The sequence below is a fragment of the Anoxybacillus sp. J5B_2022 genome, assembly GCF_026847645.1.
Classification (GTDB): Bacteria; Bacillota; Bacilli; order Bacillales; family Anoxybacillaceae; genus Anoxybacteroides.
Window position 1 is genome coordinate 38,190 of sequence record NZ_JAPSMC010000016.1, and the last position, 18,301, is coordinate 56,490.

An 18,301-nucleotide genomic window follows, 5' to 3' on the forward strand; every position below is an offset into this window, starting at 1 on the left:
AAAGTTAAAATCCAGACGCTTTATGCACCTTGTTCTTCTTTCTTCTCAGCAACTGCTTTTGTAACAAGCGCGAAGTTGCGGATTGGTGCTTGAAGAACGCTAAGCAACATAGAAAGCAAGCCTTCGCGAGAAGGAAGGTTTGCAAGTGCTTTTACTTCCTCGACCGTCGCAACGTTTCCTTCGATGACACCTGCTTTAATTTCTAATGCTTCGTGCGTTTTTGCGAAGTCATTTAAAATTTTCGCAGGCGCAACCACATCATCGTTGCTGAACGCGATCGCATTTGGTCCTGTAAGCACTTCGTCTAATCCTTCTAACCCAACTTCTGCAAGCGCACGGCGAGTTAACGTGTTTTTGTACACTTTGAACTCGATGCCTGCTTCACGAAGCTGTTTGCGGAGCTCTGTTACTTCCGCCACGTTTAGACCGCGATAGTCTACGATGATTGTCGATTTGCTTGCGCGGAATTTATCAGCAATTTCCGCTACCACTTGCTTTTTGAGTTCGATTGCGCTGCTCATCCTTACACCTCCTGTAGATCATAAAAATCCGACACCACTTATACCGCAAAAAACCTCCATGCCAACGTAGACATGGAGGTACCTTAAAAGCGCCTATATACGGCACTTTTTCTATTTCAGTAACACCTCGGTAGGAAATTAAGCTCTTTAGGAGCACCTACTGTCTACGGTACAAATGATATTCGTTTTTCAAACAATGTATATCATACTAAACGGAACTTAAAAAGTCAACCGTTTATCGTGCTACAGCAAATGTTGAAGGATCTACTTTAATTCCAGGTCCCATTGTCGAAGTAACCGTTACGTTTTTCACGTACGTACCTTTCGCTGCAGCTGGTTTTACTTTTAAGATTGTTTCGTAAATCGTTGTGAAGTTGTCAACAAGCTTTTCGCTGTCAAATGAAATTTTTCCGATTGGAACGTGGATGTTACCTGCCTTATCAACGCGGTATTCCACTTTACCAGCTTTGATTTCTTTTACAGCTTTTGCTACGTCAAACGTAACTGTACCTGTTTTCGGGTTTGGCATTAAGCCTTTAGGACCTAAAATACGACCTAATTTACCTACCTCACCCATCATGTCCGGAGTAGCAACGATGACATCAAAATCAAACCAACCTTGTTGGATTTTATTGATGTAATCCGTATCGCCAACATAATCAGCGCCTGCAGCTTCTGCTTCTTTCGCTTTTTCGCCTTTTGCAAATACGAGCACACGTTGTACTTTACCTGTACCGTGCGGCAATACAACAGCACCACGGATTTGTTGGTCTGCTTTCTTCGGATCTACTCCTAAGCGGAACGCAACTTCAACCGTTGCATCAAATTTCGCGATGCTTGTTTTCTTTACAAGCTCGATTGCTTCTGTGACAGAGTACGCTTTAAAGCGGTCTACTAATTTCGCCGCTTCTACATATTTTTTTCCTCTTTTAGCCATTTGAATTTCCTCCTCATTGTGGTTTTAGCGGAATAACCTCCCACGAATAAAGGTTGCGAAAAGGAACAAATCCTTGTAGTCGCAACCTTCCCTAGCCAGCTTATTGTCACATTAGTCTTCGATAACAATGCCCATGCTGCGGGCTGTACCTTCAACCATGCGCATTGCAGCTTCAATGCTCGCTGCATTTAAGTCTGGCATTTTCGTCTCAGCAATCTCACGCACTTTGTCGCGTTTGATTGTCGCTACTTTATTACGGTTTGGTTCGCCGGAACCTGACTCGATACCAGCTGCTTTTTTAAGTAATACAGCAGCAGGCGGAGTTTTCGTAATGAATGTAAATGAACGGTCCTCGTATACCGTAATTTCAACAGGAATGATCAAACCTGCTTGGTCAGCTGTACGAGCATTGAATTCTTTACAGAATCCCATAATGTTAACACCAGCTTGACCTAACGCTGGACCAACTGGTGGTGCCGGGTTCGCTTTACCTGCAGGGATTTGTAGCTTCACGACTTTGATTACTTTTTTAGCCACGAGACACACCTCCTTAAGTCCGTGATGTGGTATTAGGGATTTCCCCTCCCACTCGATTAGGTTACGAGCAAATGCAAGGGCGTAACCTCCCCCTGTTTTCTCCTAATTTCGGCATAGGAGAACGCTTCTCTATTCCGAAAGCTCCCTCATGACGCTTCCATAGCGTATAAGTTCATTGCTACGTGAATAGAAAATTGTATTTATCGGTTTATAAACGGTTGAATGATATCAGCCTCTATCACGAGGTATACTGACTATAAAATAGTATCACTTTTCCTTTTTGATTGCAAGTTATTTCATCTTATATTTTTTCAATTTGGGAAAAGTCTAGTTCGACCGGCGTTTCGCGCCCGAACATATTGACATGAACTTTCACTTTCCGTTTATCCATATCAAATTCTTCAATCGTGCCTGTGAAATTAGTAAACGGTCCTTCTTTCACTCGCACCGTTTCTTTCAATTCATAATCAAAGTCAATCTCTGTTAACGACACGCCCATGCGTTTTAAAATAACGTGAACTTCTTCCTCAAGAAGCGGCGTCGGCTTCGATCCTGCTCCGCTCGATCCGACAAATCCTGTAACCCCTGGCGTGTTCCGTACGACGTACCACGAATCGTCCGTCATGATCATTTCGACTAATACATATCCTGGAAATACTTTTCGTTTCGTTACTTTTTTCTTTCCGTTTTTCATATCCGTTTCTTCTTCTTCCGGAACAACCACTCGAAAAATTTTATCTTGCATCCCCATTGATTCCACTCTTTTTTCCAAGTTGGCTTTTACTTTATTTTCATATCCTGAATACGTATGAATGACATACCAGTTTTTCTCCATCAGCTGGGACTTAAACGTCCTTCCCTCCCTAGACAACATTTTATAAACAAAACAAAAACCCGTTTCCGGGCTTTCGATCGTCTACCTTATTCTCTTTCATTATACCATACGAAAATGATCGTTATTCAAGCACAAAACGAATTAAAGAAGAAATTCCTAGATCGACAACAGCGAAAAAGACAGTCATAAACGCAACAGTGGCTAATACTGTAATCGTATAGTTCACTAATTCTTTACGTTTTGGCCAACTGACCCGTTTCATTTCCCGTGCGACTTCATTAAAAAATTTCACGACTCGTTGCATGATAGTAACCTCCAACTACTTCGAGCTGCCTATACTTTCTATTCCCGTTTTTACTTCGTTTCACGGTGGAGTGTATGGTCATTGCATACTTTACAAAATTTCTTCATCTCCAAGCGCTCTTGAGTAGCAACGACATTTTTCATCGTCGAGTAATTGCGGCTGTTGCATTGACTGCAAGCTAGTACTACTTTTTTGCGCATCGCTGTCCCACCGTTCTACAAGATGTCCATAAAAATTTATCATACCAATATTTCGCTGTCAATGACTTCATATTACAAACTGATCTCCCGAAGCTCTAAATACTTCTCTAACTTTCGTTTGACCCGCTGCAAAGCATTATCAATCGATTTGACGTGACGGTTGAGCTCTTCAGAAATTTCTTGGTACGACCGGCCATCTAAATATAACACGAGAACTTTTCGTTCTAGATCGCTCAATAATTCGGCCATTTTGACTTCGATATCATCTACTTCTTCACGGTTAATAATAAGCTCTTCTGGATCGGTTGCTTTCGCTCCCGAAATGACGTCCATTAATGTCCGATCTGATTCCTCATCATAAATCGGTTTGTCAAGGGAAACATAGGAGTTGAGCGGGATATGCTTTTGCCTCGTTGCCGTTTTGATGGCGGTAATCATTTGCCGTGTAATACACAATTCTGCAAACGCCTTAAACGAAGTCAGCTTGTCCTCTTTAAAATCACGGATCGCTTTATATAGCCCAATCATTCCTTCTTGAACGATATCCTCGCGATCTGCGCCTACTAAAAAATAAGAACGCGCTTTCGCCCGCACGAAATTTTGATACTTATGAATTAAAAAATCCAGAGCATCGCTGTCCCCTTGATGAACACGTTCAACCAACTCTTCATCTTCCAACTGCTCCAATTTTCTGTCGTGCTTACTTTTGAAGCCTTCGCCCACGCCGATCCCCCCGACCGCACAAATCGCTAGAATTATTATACAACACAAATTTTTACAGCGTCAACCATTCATTTTTCGCCTCTTCTCCATTTTTCGAAAATTTTTGCGATTTCATCTGTCAGAGGAATTCTGGACAACGGCTTCTGCTCATGAATTTTTTCGACTTTTTTCGCAATGCTCCGCTCAATTGCCTCCATCTCCACTAACAGTTCCCGTGCGGATTTCCGCAATGCACCTTGCCCAAAAATCGTCCATTGTTCGGTGTAATCAGATGTCGCCACATAAACTTTTGTGCGAACATTAATCAATTGTTTCGCTAATTTTTCGATTCGTTCGTCCGCGGTTTCATGTTCTCTTGTAAAAATGACATCGACTTGGTGGTTCGTATACTTCTTCTCGATTCCTTGTACGAGGTGTGCATCGAAAACGATAATGACTTTATTGCCGGTAAACCCTTGATACTCGGCCATTTTCGCGATTAATAAATCCCGTGCTGACGCCAAGTCATGCTCTTTTAACTTGCGCAGCTCCGGCCAAGCGCCAATAATGTTGTAACCATCTACAATTAAAATATCCATCGAAATTATTCTCCCAAAGGATATCGTTTACGATACACCTCATACATTAATAAGCTCGCCGCAACAGATGCGTTTAAAGAAGTGACGTGCCCTCGCATCGGCAGTTTAATTAAAAAGTCACATTTCTCCAACATCAACCGACCAATTCCTTTTCCTTCGCTACCAATGACAAGCGCTAGCGGCATCGTTCCGTCCAGTTGGCGATAGTCATCTTGACCTTTCGGATCTGTACCAACAATCCACACACCTCTTTCTTTCAACTCATCGATCGTTCTCGCCAAGTTGGTGACGCGTGCAACCGGAATATGCTCAATCGCCCCTGTCGAAGCTTTAGCTACCGTTTGCGTCAAACCGACCGAACGGCGCTTCGGAATAATGATGCCGTGTGCACCTACTGCATCCGCTGTTCTCATAATGGATCCTAAATTATGAGGATCTTCTAACTCGTCCAACAACAAGAGAAAAGGTTGCTCGTTTCTTTCCGCTGCACGGCGAAATAATTCGTCGACGTCGTAATAGTGATAAGCAGCTACTTGTGCCACCACTCCTTGATGATTTCCATTCGTCATTTGGTCAAGCTTTTGTTTTGGTACGTATTGTACAAGCACATTTCGTTGTTTCGCCAACTGAATAATCGACTGCATCGTTCCCCGTTGCGATCCGTCAGCAATCCAAATTTTATTGACTTCTCTGTCCGATTTTAATGCTTCCATGACAGGATTTTTCCCGATAATAAGGTCCATTGTTACAACTTCCTTTCTTGACTTTCGACAATGTCAAACGAATAGGCGATGAGTTCTTCCATTCGCTCTTCATTATTTCCCAGGAAATGATAGCCGATCAATGCTTCAAATGCCGTGCTATATCGGTATGTTTGGACATCTGTATTTTTCGGAGTCGTCACCGACTTGGCATTGCGACCGCGACGAATGATCGCTTGCTCCTCCTCTGTTAATACCGCTTGCTCCAACAATGCCAAAACGACTTTTGCCTGTGCTTTCGCTGATACATAGCGAATGGCTTGTCGATGCAACTGATTCGGTTTGACGTTTCCTTTCGCAAGAAGGCGATGCCGTACATACAGTTCGTAGACGGCATCCCCGATATAGGCGAGAGCAAGGCCATTTAATTGCTTCACGTCTTTAATTTCCGGCAAGAAATTCATCGTCCGTTTAGCCTCTTTTCCATCTTGTTCCTTGCGGTGTGTCTTCTAAAATAATATTTTTCGCCTTTAATTCCTCGCGAATTTGGTCCGCTAACGCAAAATCGCGATTCTTCCGAGCTTCATTCCGTTTTTGGATAAGCGCTTCAATTTCCTCATCAAGCAAAAGTTCCTCTTTTAAAAAAATGCCTAATACGTCAAGCAATTGTTCAAACGTCTGCAAAAAGGCGTGAATTACCGTTTCTGATGTGTTCTTTTCAAGCAAATATACATTGGCTTGTTTCGATAGTTCAAATAACGCGGCAATGGCGTTGGCCGTATTGAAATCATCGTCCATCTCTCGAATAAAGGCATTGCGGCATTCATTAATTTGCTTGAGCCATTGCTCATCATCATCGGTTAAATTGCTGCTGCTTGCTAGGCGATGTTTTAAATTGAAATACGAGGTTTTTAACCGCTCTAATCCGTTTTTTGTGCTTTCTAATAGCTCTTCGCTATAGTTAATCGGATGGCGGTAATGCACCGAAAGCATAAAGAAACGCAACACTTGCGGATCAATTTGTTTCACGATATCATGCACAAGCACGAAGTTGCCAAGCGATTTCGACATTTTTTCGTTATTAATGTTAATATAACCGTTATGCAGCCAATATTTCGCAAACGTTCTTCCTGTCAATGCTTCCGACTGGGCAATTTCGTTTTCGTGATGCGGGAACGTCAAATCTTGTCCGCCGGCATGAATATCAATCGTATCGCCTAAATATTTGCGCGCCATCGCCGAGCATTCAATGTGCCAGCCCGGCCGCCCTTTTCCCCACGGACTATCCCAAGCAATCTCCCCTTCTTTCGCCGCTTTCCATAAAGCGAAGTCCAGCGGATCTTGTTTTTTTTCGCCTACTTCGATGCGCGCGCCGGCACGCAGTTCATCAATCGATTGATGCGACAGTTTCCCATACTCTGCAAAATTTCTCGTTTTGTAATATACATCGCCATCGACTTCGTATGCATACCCTTTTTGGATGAGCTGTTCAATAAATTCGATAATCACGTCAATATTTTCCGTCACGCGCGGATGAACGTTCGCTCTTTTGCATCCTAAAGCAGCAATATCTTCAAAATACGCAGCAATAAAACGTTCGGCGATCGTTGGAACGTCTTCGCCCAATTCCCGTGCTGCCTTAATGAGCTTATCGTCTACATCCGTAAAGTTAGAGACGTATTGAACGTTATAGCCACGAAATTCTAAATAGCGGCGGATCGTATCAAAGACGATAGCCGGGCGGGCGTTTCCGATATGAATATAGTTATACACGGTCGGACCGCATACGTACATTTTGACTTTATTCGGTTCGAGCGGTTCAAATACTTCCTTTTTCCGTGTAAGTGTATTATAAAGCCGAATGCTCATGGTTTGTCTTCCTTTCTTTTAATTCTTTTAATTCCGTCCGCAATTTTTCAATTTCTTCTTCCAATTCCTTTAGTCGATCGGCAATCGGATCCGGTAAATCGGTATGGTTTAAGTCTTTTACTTTTACCCCGTTGCGCACAACGACTTTGCCAGGGATGCCGACAACGGTCGAATTTGGTGGTACATCTTTTAATACGACCGATCCTGCCCCGATTTTCGAGTTCTCGCCAACCGTAATGGAGCCGAGCACTTTCGCGCCGGTAGCGATTAAACAGTTGTCTTTAATCGTCGGATGGCGCTTCCCTTTCTCTTTTCCTGTTCCACCTAACGTAACTCCTTGATATACGGTCACGTTATCGCCAATTTCGCACGTTTCCCCAATGACAACCCCCATGCCGTGGTCGATAAAAAAACGCCGGCCGATTTTTGCCCCTGGATGAATCTCGATGCCTGTGAAAAAGCGGCTAATTTGTGAAATCAGTCTAGCGATAAAATAAAATTTCCGTTTATAAAACGCATGAGCAATTCGATGCGCCCAAATCGCATGCAGCCCAGAATACGTTAAAATGACTTCCAAATAACTTCTTGCCGCTGGGTCTTGCTCAAAAATCACTTCGATATCTTCTTTTAATGTTTTAAACAATGGTCCTCCCTCCAGTTTCTCAATATAATAAAAAAGCGTCCCTGTGCTCCTCACACAGAGACGCCGAAGCGCGGTTCCACTCTGTTTAGCCAACGAAAAAGTTAGCTCACTCAACTCTTATAACGGAAGAGAATCCGCTCCACTCTACTACAGAACGTCTCTGGTTCGAAAGGAGGCTCCGAGGGGCATTTCAAAAACATCGAACATAAGTCACTTCCAGCCAAGGTGACTCTCTCTGTCATGCCAATGTTTTTTACTTCTCCTCGTCTACGCTTTAACTTATAGAATGAATCGCTTTGCCTAACCGTTGAACGACTTTTTCTTTGCCTAGCAATTGAATGGCTAACGGCAATTCTGGACCGTGCGTTTGTCCCGTTGTTGCCACACGAATCGGCATAAATAGCTTTTTCCCTTTTTGTCCCGTTGTTTTTTGTACAGATTTAATGGACGCTTTAATCGCATCAGCTGTAAATGATTCTAGCTGGTTGATTTCTTCTAAAAACGCACGGAGCACTTCCGGCACTTGTTCTTCAGAAAGCACTTCTCTCGCTTCCTCATTATACTCAATCTCTTCTTTAAAGAACAACTCTGACAACTCGACAATTTCAGCGCCATAGCTCATTTGTTCTTGATATAACGCGATTAAATGACGCGCCCAGTCTTTTTGTTCTTCGCTCATTTGCTCCGGTAAGCGCCCTGCCTTTACTAAATGAGGAAGGGATAATTCCACAAGCCGATCTAAATCGAGCTTCTTAATATATTGATTATTCATCCATGTCAACTTTTGTTTATCAAACATCGACGGCGATTTCGATAAACGAGAAACGTCAAAAATCCGAATCAGTTCCTCTTTTGTGAAAATTTCTTCTTCCCCTTCTGGTGACCATCCTAATAAAGCAAAGAAGTTAAACATCGCCTCTGGTAAATATCCGAGTTCTTTATACTGGGATACAAATTGAATAATCGATTCATCGCGCTTCGATAATTTTTTTCGATTTTCATTTACAATGAGCGTCAAATGCGCGTACTGCGGTGCTTCCCAACCGAAATATTCATAAATCATCAGCTGTTTCGGCGTATTCGATAAATGTTCTTCGCCGCGAAATACATGCGTAATTTTCATTAAGTGATCGTCAATGACGACCGCAAAGTTATAAGTCGGAATGCCGTTCGCTTTCACAATAACCCAATCGCCAATATCTTTTGATTCAAACGATACGCGGCCGCGAACCATGTCTTCGAATTCATACACTTTTCCTTCTGGCACTTTAACGCGGATCGTATACGGTTTTCCTTCCGCTTCAAGCTGCTTGATTTGTTCCGGCGTCAAATGACGGCATTTTCCGCTATATTGTGGCGCAGCGATGCCAGCTGCTTTTTGCGCCTCACGCTCCTGCTCCAACTCTTCCGGCGTACAAAAACATTTATACGCATATCCTTTTTCTAACAATTCATTTGTATATTGACGATATATATCAAGCCGCTCTGTTTGGCGGTACGGTCCATATCCTCCATCTTTATCGACCGATTCATCATATTCGATGCCAAGCCATTTTAAATTTTCCAGCTGAGATTGTTCTCCGCCTTCTACATTCCGTTCAATATCTGTATCTTCAATACGAACAATAAATTTCCCGTTATGATGGCGGGCAAACAAATAGTTGAACAGCGCTGTGCGAGCGCCGCCGATATGTAAATGGCCGGTCGGGCTCGGCGCATAACGCACCCTTACTTCATACGACATACAACAACCTCCATCAATTTGTACTGTGTACTTGTTATTTTAAATGATTCGGTTATAAAGTTCAAAACGATTATTGCTTTTGCAGTAATACGATTGCTTGAGCAGCAATCCCCTCTTCTCGTCCAGTAAATCCGAGCCGCTCCGTCGTCGTCGCCTTCACGTTTACTTGGGATGGATCTCCTTCTAATAACCGCGCAATTGTTTCTTTCATGCTTTCAATATACGGCGCCATTTTCGGCTTTTGTGCAATGATCGTACAATCAACGTTAACGAGCTGATATCCTTCGTTTTTGACAAGATTCCATACGTGTTGTAGAAGCAACGCCGAATCAGCGTTTTTATATTGTGGATCGGTATCTGGAAAATGTTTGCCGATATCGCCGGCACCAATTGCGCCTAAACAAGCATCTGCCACCGCATGCAATAATACGTCTGCATCCGAATGGCCAAGCAACCCTTTTTCGTACGGAATTTCAATGCCGCCGATGATCAACGGACGGCCTTCGACGAACTGATGAACGTCAAACCCTTGTCCAATTCGAAACATATAGTCACCTTTCTTTCTTATGACGATAAAATCGCTGCCGCAAATAATAAATCATCCGGGGTCGTTAGCTTAATATTGCGATAATCCCCTTCGATTATTTTAACTTTTTTCCCCATGCGCTCCACAAGACTCGCATCGTCCGTGCCAAGATAGCCTTCCTGTTTTGCTTGTTCATGGGCTTTTAAAATAAGCGAAACACGAAAAGCTTGTGGAGTTTGTACCGCCCACAAGCTAGAGCGATCCACCGTTTCCTCGACAAATCCTTGCCGAACGCGTTTGACGGTGTCTTTCATTGGCACAGCGGGAACCGCTGCGCCATGCTCGTTTGCTTCTTTTACTAATTCATGAACTTTTTCAGTCGTAATGAATGGGCGGGCACCATCATGGATCAAAACAAGCTCGCTACTTACCGCTTTAAGTCCATTGTAAACGCTATGCTGCCGTTCTGCACCACCGCTGACGACGGAAACCACTTTTTTGATTTGAAACTTTTCGAGTAATTCGTAAAATCGTTCCCGTTCCGCTTCGTTAATAACGATGATGATGCCTTGACACCAACCGTCTTGTTCAAACACTTTTAACGTATGGATGATCACTGGCTGGCCGCAAAGTTCGAGCAGCTGTTTGTTGATGCCAGCTTTCATCCGTTTTCCTTGCCCTGCCGCAGGAATAACAACTTGATAAACCATCGTAAATTCCCCTTAACTATAGCGCCTTTTGAAGAAGTTTTAATTTCGCAAAAATCATTCTCCCCGCAGATGTTTGTAACACGCTTGTGACGAGTACGTCAACACGTTTGCCGATATATTCTTTTCCGTCCTCAACGACAATCATCGTCCCGTCGTCTAAATAAGCCACGCCTTGATTATGCTCTTTTCCGTCTTTAATCACTTGGACATTTAGCTCTTCCCCCGGAAGAACGACTGGTTTCACGGCATTGGCTAAATCGTTAATATTGAGCACCCGCACATTTTGCAGTTCGCATACTTTGTTTAAATTAAAATCATTCGTGACAACGACGCCTGATGTTAATTTTGCTAGCTTTACTAATTTACTGTCCACTTCTTGAATGTCATCGAAATCGCCTTCATAAATTTCTACTTTCATTTCCAATTCTTTTTGAATGCGATTTAAAATATCTAATCCTCGACGGCCGCGGTTTCTTTTCAATACATCCGAAGAATCCGCAATATGCTGCAACTCCTCTAATACGAATCGCGGAATGACAATTGTCCCTTCTAAAAAGCCCGTTTGGCAAATGTCCGCAATCCGTCCATCAATAATGACACTTGTATCCAAAATTTTTAAGGCACGGCCTTTTTGGCTTTCATTTTCTTCTTCGTTTCCTTTTTTCTTCGCCATCCGATTAGAGATCGAAAATAAACTCATTAGCTCATGCCGTTTTTTAAACCCTACTTGAAACCCTAAATAGCCGAGCAAAATCGTTAAAAAGACCGGTAACACCGTGTTCACCACTTGAAACTGAAAAGCCTTTAGCGGCATAACGACTAAAAAAGCAACAACCAGGCCAAAAATAAGGCCTAAACTACCGAACAAAATATCTGTCACAGGCGCTTTCACAAGCGATTCTTCCATCCAGCGAATGACATCGACAACGTAATCTACAGCCCAAAAAGTCATAATAAAGAAAATAAGTGCCCCAACAATCGCCAACATATATGGATTATTTAAAATAGAAAGATGCTCCACCTTCATTAACGCAAGCAAATCAGGAAGAAACATAATCCCAAGCGTTCCTCCGATCACTAAAAAAAACAATTGAACGATTCTTTTTAACATTCTTTCACCTCCTCTATTATCATTATAAACAGTTTCCAATGTTTGAAACCAATCATAACACAGTTTTTAATCTTTTTAAAAAATTTGATACATATTTGTAACGTTCCTGTTATTTTTGACGCCCTAGCGTGTACTCCAGCGCTTCCGCCACATGAGACACACCAATAACTTCAATTCCTTTTGGCACACTCCATCCGCCGAGATTATTTTTCGGAAGGATAATGCGTTGGAATCCGAGCTTAACCGCTTCTTGTACCCGTTGTTCGATGCGAGAAACGCGACGTACTTCCCCTGTCAGTCCTACTTCGCCAATGATCACATCCGATGGGTTCGTCGGCTGATCGCGAAAACTAGAAGCAATGCTCACCGCTACCGCCAAATCAATGGCTGGTTCGTCTAGCTTCACGCCGCCCGCCACTTTTAAATACGCATCTTGGTTTTGTAAAAGCAGGCCGACCCGTTTTTCCAGCACCGCCATTAACAACGACACCCGATTGTGATCGATTCCCGTTGCCATTCGTCGTGGGTTTCCAAAACTTGTTGGCGAAATTAACGCTTGAATTTCAACTAGCACAGGTCTCGTTCCTTCCATGGAAGCGACAACCGTTGAGCCGGCAACTCCACCAGACCGTTCTTCTAAAAATACTTCTGATGGATTTTCAACTTCCAACAAGCCGGACTCTCTCATTTCAAAAATGCCGATTTCATTCGTCGACCCGAACCGATTTTTCACTGCTCGTAAAATCCGGTACGTATGATGCCGTTCTCCTTCAAAATAAAGAACGGTATCTACCATATGTTCTAAAATTCTCGGGCCAGCAATCGATCCTTCTTTTGTAACATGCCCGACGATGAAAATGGCAATACCTTTTGTTTTCGCAATTCTCATCAATTCTCCCGTACATTCTCTTACTTGAGAAACGCTTCCTGGTGCGGACGTAATTTCCGCGCGGTAAATCGTTTGAATCGAATCGATGACGACGAAATGGGGTTGAATTTCTTCAATCGCTTGGTGAATATATTCTAAATCTGTTTCTGATAAGACGTATAAATCGTGAGCAGAAACGCCAAGGCGATCTGCCCGCAATTTCGTTTGTTTCACCGATTCTTCCCCAGAAATATACAACACTTTATGATGCTTTGCGGCTAGTTGCGACGACACCTGCAAAAGAAGCGTTGATTTCCCGATCCCAGGATCACCGCCGATTAATACAAGCGAACCTTTAACAATTCCTCCACCTAATACTCGATTAAACTCGGAAAGATCTGTCGTAATTCTCGGTTCTTGCGCTGTCGTAATCGTCGTAATGGATACAGGTTTAGAAATGGTGCTAGGAGAAGAGTGAACAAACACCCCTCTTGTCGCCGGTTTCGTCCGCTCCGTTTCTTCTACCATCGTGTTCCACGCTTGGCATCCGGGACATTTTCCCATCCATTTGGCGGATTCGTATCCACATTCTTGGCAAACAAATTTCGTTTTTTTCTTCATATCGTAAATTCCTTTCTCCAAACAAATGCAAAACAAGGTATGCGCCTAACGGTCGCCGCATACCTTGTTGCCTTATTTTTACTGAACGGTTTGTTCCGATAATACGACGAATTCTCCGTCTTTCACATCAACAACGACTTTTTGTCCTTTTGCAATTGTTCCTTTCAACAACTCCTCTGATAAACGGTCTTCGATATGTTTTTGCAACGCTCGGCGCAATGGACGCGCACCGTATTCTGGATCGTATCCTTCTTCAGCAATTTTTTGGATCGCTGCTTGCGTCAATTCTAGGTCGATATCTTGTTCTTTTAATCGTTTTACAAGCTGTTCCGCCATTAAATTCACAATTTGTGCTAAATGTTGTTTTTCAAGCGCATGGAAGACGATGATTTCATCAATACGGTTCAAAAACTCTGGACGGAACGCTTTTTTCAGCTCATCCATTACTTTACCTTTCATGTCTTTATATTTTTCTCCTTCGTCTTGGACGTTAAAACCAACATATTTGTTGCGTTTCAACGCATCCGCCCCAACGTTTGATGTCATAATGACAATCGTATTACGAAAATCAACCGTTCTTCCTTTTGAATCCGTTAAACGTCCATCCTCCAACACTTGCAATAAAATATTAAAGACGTCCGGATGCGCTTTTTCCATCTCATCTAATAAAACAACCGAATACGGTTTGCGGCGTACTTTTTCCGTTAATTGGCCCCCTTCTTCATATCCGACATATCCAGGAGGTGAGCCAACAAGACGAGAAGTAGAATGTTTCTCCATATATTCCGACATGTCGATACGAATCAAAGCATCTTCATCGCCAAACATCGCTTCCGCTAACGCCCGCGCCAACTCTGTTTTTCCGACACCTGTTGGACCTAGGAAAATAAACGAACCGATCGGGCGTTTCGGATCTTTCAGTCCTGCACGAGCACGGCGCACCGCTTTCGCTACTGCTTTCACTGCCTCTTCTTGCCCGATGACGCGCGAATGCAATATTTCTTCAAGTTTCAATAGCCGTTCTGTTTCCGTTTGCGCCAGCTTCGAAACCGGAATTCCCGTCCAGCTCGATACAACCATAGCAATATCTTCAACCGTCACTTCAGAGTTTTCTTTTCCTTGCTTTTCTTTCCATGCTCGTTTCGTTTCCTCTAGCTGCTCGCGCAATCGCTGCTCCGTATCGCGCAAAGACGCCGCTTTTTCAAACTCTTGACTTTGCACCGCCGCATCTTTTTCTTTGCGAACCTCTTCTAATTTTTGTTCTAATTCTTTTAAGTTTGGCGGCGTTGTGAAAGAACGAAGGCGAACTTTCGAACAAGCTTCATCAATTAAGTCAATCGCTTTATCTGGAAGAAAACGGTCGGTAATGTAACGGTCTGACAACTTCACCGCTTGAATAATCGCTTCGTCAGAAATCGATACGCGATGATGCGCTTCATATCGGTCACGCAATCCTTTTAAAATTTGAATGGATTCCTCGACAGTTGGTTCATCGACATAAATCGGCTGAAAGCGACGTTCTAATGCAGCATCTTTTTCGATATATTTTCGATATTCATCTAATGTCGTCGCTCCAATACATTGTAATTCCCCGCGGGCAAGCGATGGCTTCAAAATATTGGAAGCATCAATAGCTCCTTCCGCGCCACCTGCACCAATCAATGTATGAAGTTCGTCGATGAATAAAATAATATTTCCGGCTTGCCGAATTTCATCCATCACTTTTTTCAAACGATCTTCAAATTCACCGCGGTATTTCGTTCCTGCGACTACCGTTCCCATGTCAAGCGTCATCACTCGTTTATCGCGAAGCGTTTCTGGAACTTCATTATTGACAATTTGCTGTGCCAATCCTTCCGCGATTGCTGTTTTGCCGACACCCGGTTCCCCGATTAAAACAGGGTTATTTTTCGTACGGCGGCTTAATACTTCAATCACACGTTGAATTTCTTTGCTTCTTCCAATCACCGGATCTAAGCTACCTTCACGGGCAATCGCTGTTAAATCGCGAGCGAGGCTGTCTAGCGTTGGCGTGCTGACGTGGGAAGAACTCCCTTGATGTCCGGAAATGGACTCGTTGCTTCCCAATAATTGCAACACTTGTTGCCGCGCTTTATTCAAGCTCACTCCTAAGTTATTGAGAACGCGAGCTGCCACTCCTTCTCCTTCGCGAATAAGTCCGAGCAAAATATGTTCTGTTCCTACATACGAATGTCCAAGCTTTCTTGCTTCATCCATCGAAAGTTCGATCACTTTTTTCGCACGCGGTGTATAATGGATCGTTTGCGAAGACTCATGTCCTCGACCAATTAACGTTTCCACTTCCTTCTGAATTTTATCTGGTCCTAACCCTAACGCAATTAATGCTTTAGCGGCAATTCCTTCTCCTTCGCGAATAAGTCCGAGCAAAATATGTTCTGTTCCAATATTATTATGACCGAGGCGCACAGCTTCTTCTTGAGCTAACGCCAACACTTTTTGCGCCCGTTCCGTAAATCTACCGAACATCATGCTTCATCACCCTCCATTGCTTTTCTTTCTTCCATTTTTAAACGTTCTCGAATCAATCTAGCCCGAAGAACATCCCGCTCATTTGGTCGTAACGCTCCACCGGCGTATTGTTGCAAAAAGCCTGGTTGTGTTAGAATCATTAACTCATTTAAAATATTGCGCGAAATATTTCGGATGTATCCTAAGTCAATTCCTAGACGGACATCCGATAAACATTGGGCAGCTTCTTTCGATTCAATCACACGGCTATTCGCTAATATTCCGTAGGAACGGAAGACTCTGTCTTCTAATTGTATGTTTAAAGTTTTGACTAATGCCTCTCTTGCCATTCTTTCCTGCGCAATTAATTGCTGCACAACGCTCTTTAAATCTTCTACAATGTCTTCTTCTGACTTACCCAACGTAATTTGGTTAGAAATTTGGAATATGTTCCCTAGCGCTTCGCTTCCTTCTCCATATGTTCCCCTCACAACAAGCCCGAGTTGGTTAATGGCTGGGATAATCCGATTCATTTGTTGTGTTAAAATCAGCGCCGGAAGATGCATCATGACAGATGCCCGCAATCCAGTTCCGACATTTGTCGGGCAGCTTGTTAAATATCCTCTTTTTTCGTCAAACGCATAATTCACATACCACTCAATCCAATCATCAAGCTCATTCGCCATTTCTAACGCTTCTGTTAATTGGAATCCTGGAAATAAACATTGAATGCGAATATGGTCTTCCTCGTTAATCATAATGCTTACTTCTTCATTTTCCGAAAGCAAGCATGCGCCAAATGGGCAATCTTCTGCTAAATGAGGGCTAATCAAATGCTTCTCGACTAATACCCTTTTTTCAATCGGCTGAAGTTCGTTCATTTTCAATAGCTCAAACCGGCCAAGCGAGCGGCATGATTGCTGAGAAAAGTGTTGTTCAAAGATGTTCACAATTTGTTGCGCTTCCTCATTGCTGAAGACCGTCGGGAACTCATAGTCGACAATATTGCGCGCCAAGCGAATTCGGCTGCTTAATACAATATCTGAATCCGGACCTTCTTGGCTCATCCACGAACTCACTGCTCTGTTCAAAAATTTTTCAAGCGACATGTTCATTCCCCCTCTCCATGTTCGCTTAATTGCGCTTCAAGCGAGCGGATTTGGTCGCGAACTTCAGCCGCTTTTTCAAATTCTTCTTTCATGATCAGTTCTTGAAGCCGTTGCTTTAACTGCTCAATTTGTTTGCGAACATGAATAGTGCCGCCAATTCGCTTCGGGATCTTTCCTGCATGAATAGTATTACCGCTATGAAGCCGTTTCAATATCGGCTGCAACTGTTTAGCAAAGGCGTGATAACAATGCGAACAGCCAAACCGGCCAATTTTAGTGAACTGATGATACGTCATATTGCAACGTTCACACTGTAAAAGATCCATGCCTTGAAATGCATTGGGCATTGTTTCTTTTATTGGAGATTCAAAGTTCAATAAACCGGATAATAAATTATGAATGGAAAAACCTGAGTTCTCAGGGAACATAAAAACATTTCCGTGTTCTTGGGCGCAATGTTCGCAAAGATGAATTTCTGTTTTTTCGCCATTAATGATTTTCGTAAAATGCATCGTGGCCGGTCGTTGCTTACATTCTTGACATATCAAGTGATTCACCTCTTCCTTTATTTATATTTTAGCGAGATCAACATCGCTTTTAACATTCGCGCTCTTAATTCATCTCGTTGCGGCAAATCAATATATAAAACGGAGCGGTCCATGACGCTTAACATAATATTAGCTTCACGTTGTGAGATCACCTTTTCTTCCACTAAGCGGTGAATGATGCCTTCCGCATTGGATTGGCTAATGCGATGATCAATGAGCGCCAATAGCTGGTCAATAAGTTGACCTTCATTTTTTGTTCTTACTTTCATAATTCGAATATACCCACCGCCACCGCGCTTGCTTTCTACAATATATCCTCTCTCTAACGTAAAACGAGTGTTAATCACATAGTTAATTTGCGAAGGCACGCATTGAAATTTATCGGCAATCTCACTTCGTTTAATTTCTACAATTTCTTGATCGCTCATATTCAACACTTGTTTTAAATATTGTTCAATAATATCCGAAATGTTTCGCACCCTACCTCCTCCTTGCATAGGTAGTTGACTTTGACTATATTTGACCTTAATTTTACTATATAGCAAATACGAAAAAAATGCAACAAACTACCTGTATTATTGCCTTTTTTCTGAAGTGGAAACATAAAATGTGTGCCATTGACTAATTCGACCGCATAGTGGAAAATCCTTTTTATAATTAGGACAAAAATAAAGAAGCATGCCTTTAAGGCATGCTTCTTTATCGCCTAGCAACGTCCTACTCTTG

General features: G+C 42.8%; 21 protein-coding genes and 2 other annotated features. All 21 genes read right to left on the reverse strand.

Features of this window, described 5'->3' with window-relative positions:
* Positions 1 to 20: 20 nt before the first annotated feature.
* The 21 genes from rplJ to M4I42_RS06800 all read right to left on the reverse strand — a co-directional run bounded on the left by rplJ (position 21) and on the right by M4I42_RS06800 (position 18,054).
* The gene (gene rplJ, locus M4I42_RS06700; protein WP_268851439.1) at positions 21 to 521 is read right to left on the reverse strand and encodes a 50S ribosomal protein L10; all 501 of its coding nucleotides are present in this window, start codon (positions 519 to 521) and stop codon (positions 21 to 23) included.
* 38 nt (positions 522 to 559) lie between these two features.
* Positions 560 to 709 (reverse strand) — a sequence feature (ribosomal protein L10 leader region).
* 47 nt (positions 710 to 756) lie between these two features.
* A complete protein-coding gene (gene rplA, locus M4I42_RS06705; protein WP_268851440.1) occupies positions 757 to 1,458 on the reverse strand; it encodes a 50S ribosomal protein L1 in 702 nt (233 codons plus the stop codon).
* Positions 1,459 to 1,569: 111 nt separating this feature from the next.
* Positions 1,570 to 1,995: a 50S ribosomal protein L11 gene (gene rplK, locus M4I42_RS06710; protein WP_027410223.1), complete on the reverse strand. Its 426-nt coding sequence runs from the start codon at positions 1,993 to 1,995 to the stop codon at positions 1,570 to 1,572.
* 301 nt (positions 1,996 to 2,296) lie between these two features.
* The gene (nusG, locus tag M4I42_RS06715; RefSeq protein ID WP_268851441.1) at positions 2,297 to 2,830 is read right to left on the reverse strand and encodes a transcription termination/antitermination protein NusG; all 534 of its coding nucleotides are present in this window, start codon (positions 2,828 to 2,830) and stop codon (positions 2,297 to 2,299) included.
* A 121-nt stretch (positions 2,831 to 2,951) separates the two neighbouring features.
* Entirely contained in the window at positions 2,952 to 3,134 is a 183-nt protein-coding gene (gene secE / locus M4I42_RS06720; RefSeq protein WP_268851442.1) for a preprotein translocase subunit SecE, read from the reverse strand.
* Between the two features lie 50 nt (positions 3,135 to 3,184).
* Positions 3,185 to 3,334, reverse strand: a complete 150-nt coding sequence (gene rpmG, locus M4I42_RS06725) for a 50S ribosomal protein L33 (RefSeq protein ID WP_268851443.1) — start codon at positions 3,332 to 3,334, stop codon at positions 3,185 to 3,187.
* A gap of 72 nt (positions 3,335 to 3,406) precedes the next feature.
* Positions 3,407 to 4,057, reverse strand: coding sequence for an RNA polymerase sporulation sigma factor SigH (gene sigH, locus M4I42_RS06730; protein ID WP_268851444.1), 651 nt, complete (start codon positions 4,055 to 4,057; stop codon positions 3,407 to 3,409).
* Between the two features lie 68 nt (positions 4,058 to 4,125).
* Positions 4,126 to 4,635, reverse strand: a complete 510-nt coding sequence (locus tag M4I42_RS06735; RefSeq protein WP_268851445.1) for an NYN domain-containing protein — start codon at positions 4,633 to 4,635, stop codon at positions 4,126 to 4,128.
* A 5-nt stretch (positions 4,636 to 4,640) separates the two neighbouring features.
* Positions 4,641 to 5,378 carry a 23S rRNA (guanosine(2251)-2'-O)-methyltransferase RlmB gene (rlmB, locus tag M4I42_RS06740; protein WP_268851446.1) on the reverse strand — a complete coding sequence of 246 codons (738 nt, stop codon included), beginning with the start codon at positions 5,376 to 5,378 and terminating at the stop codon, positions 4,641 to 4,643.
* A gap of 2 nt (positions 5,379 to 5,380) precedes the next feature.
* Positions 5,381 to 5,800, reverse strand: coding sequence for a Mini-ribonuclease 3 (locus tag M4I42_RS06745; protein WP_268851447.1), 420 nt, complete (start codon positions 5,798 to 5,800; stop codon positions 5,381 to 5,383).
* Between the two features lie 7 nt (positions 5,801 to 5,807).
* Positions 5,808 to 7,205, reverse strand: coding sequence for a cysteine--tRNA ligase (gene cysS / locus M4I42_RS06750; RefSeq protein ID WP_268851448.1), 1,398 nt, complete (start codon positions 7,203 to 7,205; stop codon positions 5,808 to 5,810).
* The gene (gene cysE / locus M4I42_RS06755) at positions 7,186 to 7,848 is read right to left on the reverse strand and encodes a serine O-acetyltransferase (RefSeq protein ID WP_268851449.1); all 663 of its coding nucleotides are present in this window, start codon (positions 7,846 to 7,848) and stop codon (positions 7,186 to 7,188) included. Before cysE ends, cysS begins: the two co-directional genes overlap by 20 nt.
* 53 nt (positions 7,849 to 7,901) lie before the next feature.
* Positions 7,902 to 8,127 (reverse strand) — a binding site (T-box leader).
* Positions 8,123 to 9,592: a glutamate--tRNA ligase gene (gene gltX, locus M4I42_RS06760; RefSeq protein ID WP_268851450.1), complete on the reverse strand. Its 1,470-nt coding sequence runs from the start codon at positions 9,590 to 9,592 to the stop codon at positions 8,123 to 8,125. It overlaps the preceding feature by 5 nt.
* 70 nt (positions 9,593 to 9,662) lie before the next feature.
* Complete coding sequence (gene ispF / locus M4I42_RS06765) at positions 9,663 to 10,139, reverse strand: 2-C-methyl-D-erythritol 2,4-cyclodiphosphate synthase (protein WP_268851451.1); 477 nt, start codon at positions 10,137 to 10,139, stop codon at positions 9,663 to 9,665.
* A 17-nt stretch (positions 10,140 to 10,156) separates the two neighbouring features.
* The gene (gene ispD, locus M4I42_RS06770) at positions 10,157 to 10,828 is read right to left on the reverse strand and encodes a 2-C-methyl-D-erythritol 4-phosphate cytidylyltransferase (protein WP_268851452.1); all 672 of its coding nucleotides are present in this window, start codon (positions 10,826 to 10,828) and stop codon (positions 10,157 to 10,159) included.
* Positions 10,829 to 10,844: 16 nt separating this feature from the next.
* On the reverse strand, positions 10,845 to 11,939 hold the full coding sequence (locus M4I42_RS06775) for a PIN/TRAM domain-containing protein (RefSeq protein WP_268851453.1): 1,095 nt from the start codon (positions 11,937 to 11,939) through the stop codon (positions 10,845 to 10,847).
* Positions 11,940 to 12,048: 109 nt separating this feature from the next.
* Entirely contained in the window at positions 12,049 to 13,428 is a 1,380-nt protein-coding gene (gene radA / locus M4I42_RS06780; protein WP_268851454.1) for a DNA repair protein RadA, read from the reverse strand.
* A 78-nt stretch (positions 13,429 to 13,506) separates the two neighbouring features.
* Positions 13,507 to 15,939, reverse strand: a complete 2,433-nt coding sequence (clpC, locus tag M4I42_RS06785) for an ATP-dependent protease ATP-binding subunit ClpC (protein WP_268851455.1) — start codon at positions 15,937 to 15,939, stop codon at positions 13,507 to 13,509.
* Complete coding sequence (locus tag M4I42_RS06790) at positions 15,936 to 17,027, reverse strand: protein arginine kinase (protein WP_268851456.1); 1,092 nt, start codon at positions 17,025 to 17,027, stop codon at positions 15,936 to 15,938. Before M4I42_RS06790 ends, clpC begins: the two co-directional genes overlap by 4 nt.
* A gap of 2 nt (positions 17,028 to 17,029) precedes the next feature.
* A complete protein-coding gene (locus M4I42_RS06795) occupies positions 17,030 to 17,575 on the reverse strand; it encodes a UvrB/UvrC motif-containing protein (protein WP_268851457.1) in 546 nt (181 codons plus the stop codon).
* Positions 17,576 to 17,592: 17 nt separating this feature from the next.
* The gene (locus tag M4I42_RS06800; protein ID WP_268851458.1) at positions 17,593 to 18,054 is read right to left on the reverse strand and encodes a CtsR family transcriptional regulator; all 462 of its coding nucleotides are present in this window, start codon (positions 18,052 to 18,054) and stop codon (positions 17,593 to 17,595) included.
* Positions 18,055 to 18,301: the final 247 nt, after the last annotated feature.

Excerpts from the sequence above, each read along its gene's own strand:
- rplA (WP_268851440.1), bottom strand. The coding sequence starts at position 1,458 with ATGGCTAAAAGAGGAAAAAAATATGTAGAAGCGGCGAAATTAGTAGAC.
- M4I42_RS06735 (WP_268851445.1), bottom strand. The coding sequence starts at position 4,635 with ATGGATATTTTAATTGTAGATGGTTACAACATTATTGGCGCTTGGCCG.
- clpC (WP_268851455.1), bottom strand. The coding sequence starts at position 15,939 with ATGATGTTCGGTAGATTTACGGAACGGGCGCAAAAAGTGTTGGCGTTA.
- cysS (WP_268851448.1), bottom strand. The coding sequence starts at position 7,205 with ATGAGCATTCGGCTTTATAATACACTTACACGGAAAAAGGAAGTATTT.
- rplJ (WP_268851439.1), bottom strand. The coding sequence starts at position 521 with ATGAGCAGCGCAATCGAACTCAAAAAGCAAGTGGTAGCGGAAATTGCT.
- M4I42_RS06775 (WP_268851453.1), bottom strand. The coding sequence starts at position 11,939 with ATGTTAAAAAGAATCGTTCAATTGTTTTTTTTAGTGATCGGAGGAACG.
- rpmG (WP_268851443.1), bottom strand. The coding sequence starts at position 3,334 with ATGCGCAAAAAAGTAGTACTAGCTTGCAGTCAATGCAACAGCCGCAAT.
- rlmB (WP_268851446.1), bottom strand. The coding sequence starts at position 5,378 with ATGGACCTTATTATCGGGAAAAATCCTGTCATGGAAGCATTAAAATCG.
- ispD (WP_268851452.1), bottom strand. The coding sequence starts at position 10,828 with ATGGTTTATCAAGTTGTTATTCCTGCGGCAGGGCAAGGAAAACGGATG.
- nusG (WP_268851441.1), bottom strand. The coding sequence starts at position 2,830 with ATGGAGAAAAACTGGTATGTCATTCATACGTATTCAGGATATGAAAAT.
- ispF (WP_268851451.1), bottom strand. The coding sequence starts at position 10,139 with ATGTTTCGAATTGGACAAGGGTTTGACGTTCATCAGTTCGTCGAAGGC.
- M4I42_RS06745 (WP_268851447.1), bottom strand. The coding sequence starts at position 5,800 with ATGAATTTCTTGCCGGAAATTAAAGACGTGAAGCAATTAAATGGCCTT.
- gltX (WP_268851450.1), bottom strand. The coding sequence starts at position 9,592 with ATGTCGTATGAAGTAAGGGTGCGTTATGCGCCGAGCCCGACCGGCCAT.
- radA (WP_268851454.1), bottom strand. The coding sequence starts at position 13,428 with ATGAAGAAAAAAACGAAATTTGTTTGCCAAGAATGTGGATACGAATCC.
- secE (WP_268851442.1), bottom strand. The coding sequence starts at position 3,134 with ATGCAACGAGTCGTGAAATTTTTTAATGAAGTCGCACGGGAAATGAAA.
- M4I42_RS06790 (WP_268851456.1), bottom strand. The coding sequence starts at position 17,027 with ATGTCGCTTGAAAAATTTTTGAACAGAGCAGTGAGTTCGTGGATGAGC.